This window comes from uncultured Bacteroides sp. (assembly GCF_905207245.1).
Taxonomy (GTDB): Bacteria; Bacteroidota; Bacteroidia; order Bacteroidales; family Bacteroidaceae; genus Bacteroides.
Genome location: NZ_CAJLKP010000076.1, coordinates 23,716 through 30,213, shown reverse-complemented (window position 1 = coordinate 30,213; position 6,498 = coordinate 23,716). Strand labels below are relative to the sequence as shown.

Annotated in this window: 9 protein-coding genes and 1 tRNA gene; 5 read left to right on the top strand and 5 right to left on the bottom strand. The window is 41.4% G+C overall.

The genetic code is table 11. From position 1 onward, the window contains the following. Positions 1-314: 314 nt before the first annotated feature. Positions 315-524 carry a hypothetical protein gene (locus tag QZ135_RS19435; protein WP_294613199.1) on the bottom strand — a complete coding sequence of 70 codons (210 nt, stop codon included), beginning with the start codon at positions 522-524 and terminating at the stop codon, positions 315-317. Positions 525-996: 472 nt separating this feature from the next. On the opposite strand from QZ135_RS19435, the gene QZ135_RS19430 reads away from it, so the two are divergent. After that, positions 997-1,069: transfer RNA gene (locus QZ135_RS19430), tRNA-Met, on the top strand. Between the two features lie 289 nt (positions 1,070-1,358). Here the strand turns inward: QZ135_RS19430 and QZ135_RS19425 are convergent. From QZ135_RS19425 to QZ135_RS19415, 3 genes are all read right to left on the bottom strand, one after another. Further along, the gene (locus tag QZ135_RS19425; RefSeq protein WP_294613196.1) at positions 1,359-1,712 is read right to left on the bottom strand and encodes a hypothetical protein; all 354 of its coding nucleotides are present in this window, start codon (positions 1,710-1,712) and stop codon (positions 1,359-1,361) included. 90 nt (positions 1,713-1,802) lie between these two features. Continuing rightward, positions 1,803-2,138, bottom strand: coding sequence for a hypothetical protein (locus tag QZ135_RS19420; RefSeq protein WP_294613193.1), 336 nt, complete (start codon positions 2,136-2,138; stop codon positions 1,803-1,805). 79 nt (positions 2,139-2,217) lie between these two features. Next, on the bottom strand, positions 2,218-3,027 hold the full coding sequence (locus QZ135_RS19415) for a S24 family peptidase (RefSeq protein WP_294613190.1): 810 nt from the start codon (positions 3,025-3,027) through the stop codon (positions 2,218-2,220). Between the two features lie 115 nt (positions 3,028-3,142). On the opposite strand from QZ135_RS19415, the gene QZ135_RS19410 reads away from it, so the two are divergent. Then, entirely contained in the window at positions 3,143-3,406 is a 264-nt protein-coding gene (locus QZ135_RS19410) for a hypothetical protein (protein WP_294613187.1), read from the top strand. A gap of 92 nt (positions 3,407-3,498) precedes the next feature. Here the strand turns inward: QZ135_RS19410 and QZ135_RS19405 are convergent, their stop codons facing one another. Then, positions 3,499-3,687, bottom strand: a complete 189-nt coding sequence (locus QZ135_RS19405) for a hypothetical protein (protein WP_294613184.1) — start codon at positions 3,685-3,687, stop codon at positions 3,499-3,501. 126 nt (positions 3,688-3,813) lie between these two features. Between QZ135_RS19405 and QZ135_RS19400 the strand changes: the two genes are divergently transcribed. The 3 genes from QZ135_RS19400 (at position 3,814) to QZ135_RS19390 (ending at position 6,463) form a co-directional block, all read left to right on the top strand. Continuing rightward, positions 3,814-4,020, top strand: coding sequence for a hypothetical protein (locus QZ135_RS19400; RefSeq protein WP_294613181.1), 207 nt, complete (start codon positions 3,814-3,816; stop codon positions 4,018-4,020). Positions 4,021-4,033: 13 nt separating this feature from the next. After that, positions 4,034-4,219, top strand: coding sequence for a hypothetical protein (locus QZ135_RS19395; RefSeq protein ID WP_294613178.1), 186 nt, complete (start codon positions 4,034-4,036; stop codon positions 4,217-4,219). 117 nt (positions 4,220-4,336) lie between these two features. Continuing rightward, on the top strand, positions 4,337-6,463 hold the full coding sequence (locus tag QZ135_RS19390) for a hypothetical protein (RefSeq protein ID WP_294613175.1): 2,127 nt from the start codon (positions 4,337-4,339) through the stop codon (positions 6,461-6,463). Positions 6,464-6,498 lie beyond the last annotated feature (35 nt).

Below are 6,498 nucleotides of genomic sequence, written 5' to 3'. Positions count from 1 at the left end.
AAGTCTAAACGGTCGGGGAATAATAAAATTTCACCCTCATTATATTGTTTAAATTAAGGGGCACAGAACGAATTGTATGTAAACAATGAGAGGCTGGGATCACACTGAAACGCCGATGTACAAAGGGTTTGAGGAAGATTGAAATGGAATGCCGAATACAAAACGATTTGTTATATTATGGGACAGGAGTGTTACATTTGAATGGAATATGATGGACTTTTAAACGGTTGAATGTTACATTGGGATAAAATGAGGGCTGAATTGATGCTTTTTGAGGCGCAATTCAGCCCTTTTTCCGTGTGCGGTGGTGTGGACTACTCCTGTGTACTGCGGATGAGGTGGGACTGCCTGATAATGGCTCTCTGAGTTGTCTTGACGCCACCGTCATATAGACCGGCATGAAGTAAGGTGCTTTGTTTTATGCCTATTTGAGCCTCGTTTAGGACGGTATAGATGGCACTGATGCTACCGAAATAATAGTCTTTCTTCTCAAAAATCAAATGTACGTGAATAACCTTAGTCATATTGTTACTATTTAGAAGTTTCAAATGCAAATATATTCCAAATAATAATTATATAGAAGTATTTGGGCTAAAAATATGTACTGTTTAGAGTGTTTAAACAGCCCCTTATTTGGATGATCCGAAATTAGTGGATAGAGAAATCTTTGTTGGCGATCAATGAAGTGAGGAAGTGTTAAATGATGGATTGGGGTTACCTTTGGGGTTACTGAAATGGGGTTACTCTTTTGTCTATATTGTTTATTCTCTTGTTGAATGGGGTTACTTTTTCACCTTAAAAAAATGAGTGTTTTGGGTATGATGTTTCTTTTGAAGTAGTGTTTTATGGCGTTTTAATAAATATTTATAGGGGGATAGTATAGTCATTTTTCAATGTGTTAGGATTGTAAAGCTTATATAAGTGGTTGATTTGTAGTATCTATTAGCGGAATAAGTGGTATTTTAGCCGCATAAACGTGTGCGCGGTGCATAATATAGCAGGATAGAGCAGTAGGTAGCTCGCATGGTTCATACCCATGAGGTCACAAGTTCGAGCCTTGTTCCTGCCACAATGTTTATTGAAGGTGTTGGTAACGTTCCCGCTGATCAGTGCTCCGTCTGAGGGATAAAACGTACGGAGATTTAAGGTTATTGATTGATTGTTGATGGAAAATGCTCCCGGTGATTGTGCCGGGAGCTTAAAATTAAGAGCTATGAAGGGGATATTAGTGGTAACATTTGACTTTTTGGATGAAAACGATCATCGGATAGTGGATTACTGTGGAGGAAATACATTGACAACTGAAGTCCAAACGGACAATTTGAGTATAAATGATTATACAGATTTATCTCTTTATCTCACGGATTCATTACATCGTTACGCAATACATGAGCTATCGCGTCCTCTTTTTCCCCATCTCCCAGTACAGATAGGGATATCGGAACAACATAATAATGAGTATCATAAATATGATCTGCCATCTTCTGAACATCAGGAGAACTGCAAATAATCCGTACGTCTTCACCTATGCCGGTTGAAAAATGCTCTTTAGCGTAGCGTTCTACAAGAATATTACATCCAGGGTATCTGGAGTGAAGCCCGTCCATAGCCTGCCAAAATTCCCTATTTCTTTCATCTCCCTTTCTTCTGCTACCTTGATCTATGAATAGATCATTATAGACTATAGTTCTTTTATAAGTGGATTCTTTCATTATTATATATTTTATAGCTGTTAATTACTATTTGAATGCCACGTATTATTGTGTTGATTATAAATCAGAAATTGATTTCTTCTTTTTGTGTCATTTTTCTTTTCTGACTAATTCAATTTCATCCCTTTCAAAAAAGCCTATAGGCGCTATTCCGCCTGGAGTTTTACATTGAAATCTACCATCCTCTGTTATATCTACGACTTTTAGTTGGCGTTTACTTTTCAATTCTATTACTAAGTCTTCTATTTGTATATCCGTTTTCGTAGTAGGCTTTTGTTGCTTGGGATTTACTTTCTCTTCGATACTATATTTCTTTATCAGTTCTTTTATCTCGAAGATATTATTGGTCATTCCCCATATTTTGAAGAATAAAACAATCTGAAGAATTCCAAATACTATAATAATAATTGACACCAAAACATCCATATATATCTTATTTTTAAATGGTTATTAATCGTTATTTAAAAAACTTGCTGATTTATATTCGATTCTATTTCTTATCTTATTATTTAATACTGATAGCTTGTAATATCCGTTTCATTTGACCTTCAAGTATATCATATTTGTCTTCCAGTTGATTGACCTTGTCGTAATATGTTTCATTGAGGTTGGGCATTTTTGCACTGAAGTACCACTCTGCATGGAGAATTGAATTTATTTCTTGTTCTTCCAAATTAAAATTAGGATAGTTAACCTTATCTATATTGTCTGACATACACACAATGAAGCCGTGCTTGCTAAATCTGTTTTTAATTCGCTTGATATATGCGCGTCCATCGCGATCACTCACAACGTAAACATGCCGATCTGGCATATCTTGCCACTCTGAGCGTTCCAAGAGTCTGACAACGACATAAGAACTATCTAATAATGTAGGAGACATACTTTCTCCTTTGATATGGACACAAAAGTATCTGCGACCATCGCGTACCATAGAAGAAGGCATCTTTATAGTATCCACTGCTTCTAAATAATCAGGGTTATCATATCCGCAACATCCTGCGGCAACAGAGATGTCAACCAATGGAATAGAAACAAAATTATCATCTTGGACAAGTGTGGATATTGTAGATGTTACACCAGTGGTCGCAACTTCATAACGAAGCATAAAACCACGACCTGCAATTAACCATTCTGCAGAATATGAGGGATAATTTTCAACTATATTCTGTAACCACTTTGATTGGATGTCGGTACCATTAGCTATAGCTCTAGATAACACGCCTTTACTAGCACCAATACTACGTTCTAATGCGGCGATAGTTATCCCCTCATTTAGTGCTATTTCTTGAATTCTTGATAAAATATTGCTCATTTGGATGAAAATTATCTCATAAAACCTTGCGTGGATGAAAATTATCACTTAGCTTTGCAGCATGTTTAATAGAAACAGCCCCAAATATAGTGATAATTTTAATCTAAATAGATATATGAGAAAGAAAATTGAATTAGATGCCAAAAGCAAGGTTAAGCTTGCTAAAACATTCGGTGTGACTGTGCAGAACGTAAGCCAAGCTTTATTATTCAAACGTAATAGTGTTCAGGCTTGTAAAATTAGGGAGGCAGCATTGAAAAACGGTGCTTCATTGGTGCAGATTGTTGATGTGACTGATGAACTGAAACGACAGGTGAAGGTGCTGGATGCGAAAGGGAATGTGAAGGCGGTGATAGTGAATGATGTGGTGACTTTATAAATAAACAAGGATGGGAAAATTAGTTAAGAAATGGCTAAAACAACTTCTCGCACCGATTGTGCGAGAAGTTATTGCAGAGCGAGAAAAAGAAATTATTGATACCACTCTTCGAGTTGATTCTCGTTGACATCGTATTTCTCTTTCATAGTTTGCTTCTTTTGTTCTATGTACTTGAGGTATTTCTCAAGACTCTCTTCAGGAAGAGCTTGTTTAAGAGCTTCCAAACGGGCAAAAATAGCATTAACTTGAAGGGTTATCCCTTCTACCCTTTCTTTTTCCATGATGTGAAATTTTAATATAAGACAATGTTTTTATCAGCTACAAATGTAGCAAAACTATCCCGGTTCGGGATGAATAGGGGTAGATTTTTCAATGAAAGAATTAACAATTTAAAAAGGAAAAGTGATATGGGCAGAAAACTAACAGAAAAAGAAATGGCATTCCTCACGGAACTGGGGAAGCTGATGGAGAAGTATAACGCCATTTTGGGTGCGGAAAACGATACGGTGTGCATAGACATTGATTGGGATGAGGATACGCAGGAAACGATTGTGCTGCCTCACCAGTTCAATATGTTCTACAACTTGGACGAAGTGATTTTAAAGAACTCTTAAAACTTGACAGTATATGAAGACATTCAGAAAATTACAGAAAGCTGCCATCATCGTAGGTATGGTCTACGGGATTTGGCTAGGCGCAAACGTGGATGCGACAAGCAAGGACAGCATCAGCGGAATGGTGATTGTGGCATTGGCGGTGGTTGTGGCATTATCCATGCTGATACCGGACAAGAAAAACACGGAAGCGGTGTAGAAGAAATGGTAAGCAGGCTCGGAACTTTCTATATATTAGCTCTTGGGAAAAGGAAGTGGCTGGCTCCCCGGTTCGATGCCGGGGCCTGCACAAGTTGAATAAGTAAAGTTTCTGATTATGGAAATGTTTGGAAAGACACTGTGTGTTAGCTATAGGGAACTTGTGGAAGGTGGAATATTAAGCAAGTCCAGTTACAAGAAATATGTCTATGAAGGCAAACTTGTGGTAGCACAACGCGGAGGCCGGAATCGGGAAGCGTTGATTTATTACGAAACCATGTATGAGCCGATTCGTAAGAACTATGACGCCAAGAACCCCAAAGCTAAAGAGAAAATCAAACAACAACAACAAATCAATCCCATGGATAACCGATTAAAAAGCGACAGCAAAGCTGTTGATTTCTACAAGAAATTCACCCCGGCTATTAGTCTCGACCGCCAGGCAGAGTACGTATTGAATGCCAAGGTGCTGAATGCCATGGTGGCGTTGGAGGTGAGCATGCGCGACTCGCAAGGCAAGTGTGGTTTTCAAGACAATAAGATGATACGCGAACAGGTTATTGCCCTGTGTGAAAACCTGCGCGAGCGGTATCAGCACACACTTCCGAAAGCCCGTCTGATGGAGAAGTATGCCGCTTATAAGAAGTACGGCTATGCGGTGCTCGTCAACGGCAATGCCGGTAACCAGTCCGCCCGCAAGGTTGGACCGAAGGAAGGACGCCTGTTGCTGAAGCTGAAGCGAAGCAAGTTCCCGGTATATACAGACATGCAGATATTCGAGGAGTTCAACCGCATTGTAGAGGAGCGGAACGCACGCGCTACCCGTGAAGAAGATAAGTTGAAGCCGATCGCATCTCCCCAGACAGTCATCAACTACCTGTATAAAACGAGTATCAAACTGTGGTGGTATGGCGTCGTACATGGTGAGATTGCCTTCAAGAACGAGTTCATGCCTCAGTTCGACACCAAGCTTCCTGATATGCCGAACACGTTGTGGTATGGTGACGGTACGAAGTTGAACCTCTATTACAAGGATTACGACAAGAAACAGAAACGCATGGTGGCGCGTACCATCGACGTGTACGAGGTGATGGACGCTTGCACGGAAGTCTTCCTGGGATATTCTTTCGGTGCTGAAAATTTCCTCACCCAGTATGACGCCTACCGCATGGCACTGGAAACATGGAAGGTGAAACCTTACGAGATAGTGACCGACAACCAAGGCGGTCATAAGAAACCGGAAGCACAATACTTCTTTAAGAGAATCTGCCACCTGCACAAGACCACCATGCCGCACAACGGCCAGTCTAAAACCATTGAAAGTGCTTTCGGGCGTTTCCAGATGCAGGTGATGCACAAGCTCTATAACTACACCGGGCAGAATATCACCGCAACAAAAGAGAACAGCCACGTCAACGTGGACTTGATCATGAAGAACATCGCCCAGCTTCCCACCTTGGAAGAGATGAAAGAACAATATCTGGCATGTCGCCAAGAATGGAACGAAATGTTGCACCCCACTTCTGAAACAGGCATGACCCGTATGGAGATGTACACCACACTCAGCAGTCCGAATGCCGAACCGTTGGACGACTTCGGGGTGCAGGAACTCTTCATGCTCCTGAGCAAAGACAGTGTAAAGTATAACAAGCACGGCTTCATCTTCGAGCGCAACAAGCAGGAATACCGCTACATGGTATACGGTGAAGACGGGTTGGTAGACATGGACTTCCACATGCGGAACATCGGCAACAGTTTCCGTTACCGTTACGATCCCAAAGATATGACTGCCGTGGAACTGTGGGAAGTAGGTGCCAAAGGTGCGTTGAAATATGCCGCCACCGCCACGCCGAAGGTTGTCATCCATCGTGCCACGGCAGACCGGACGGAAGAAGAAAGCAGCAGGCTTTTCGCCCAGATACACGCCAACAAGCGTGCCCTCGTCGGACATTACATCGCCTGTGAAGAACTTCTACTCGAAGAGTGCATGAGCGAAGCTTATACGAAACTTGTGATGCCTATTCCGGTAGGTGAATCCCAGAAGAGCATGGATCGCCAGCGTGAAGAATATGCCAATGAAGAACTGACCGCCCCGGTGCAGTATCCCGAAGGTGTGGGACCGGGAACCTACAGGGACGAACCGGAAGAAGAGCCTGCCGGGCTTGCTTCTGTAGGTGAGTATACCAAACAGACTTCCGGCATGACCGATGTGGAGATGTACCAATCCTTCTTCGGCACCAATTAATCAGTATTCAATAATCAATTAAATACCCTTCAAAA